Consider the following 371-nt stretch of genomic DNA (forward strand, 5'->3'; position numbering starts at 1 on the left):
CCCGACATCTGTGTAGCTACGCTCGCCACCCCCATAAAACGCAACGACGCGTTCTTTGAAAGAAACGCTGTACTTGGACATAGAAAACCCCCGAACGTTGGTGTCCAACTTTCGGGGGTCAGTTCAGTTGGAGCGGCCTTTCTGACCATCGCAAAATGAATGACGGTCGATTTTAGCTCGGGATCAGTTGCCGATCAGGTCGGCGTTGTCGGCGTAGGGAAGGCTGCGCTGGCTGGCGATCGGGGCACCGGCGCCCGGAACGATCAGCTTGGTCACGAAGGACGACTGGCCATCGCCGGCACCCGGATCGTATTCGACCACGGTCTGCGCCGAGGCGCCATGGGTACCGATCACCGCATCGCCGGCGACGT

Annotated in this window: 1 protein-coding gene; it reads right to left on the reverse strand. The window is 60.1% G+C overall.

Features of this window, described 5'->3' with window-relative positions; translation table 11 throughout:
- Nucleotides 1–183 precede the first annotated feature (183 nt).
- On the reverse strand, nt 184–371 hold a 188-nt coding region (locus CJ014_RS28015), incomplete at its 5' end, for a hypothetical protein (RefSeq protein WP_165791018.1).

Source organism: Pleomorphomonas carboxyditropha, from assembly GCF_002770725.1.
Classification (GTDB): Bacteria; Pseudomonadota; Alphaproteobacteria; order Rhizobiales; family Pleomorphomonadaceae; genus Pleomorphomonas; species Pleomorphomonas carboxyditropha.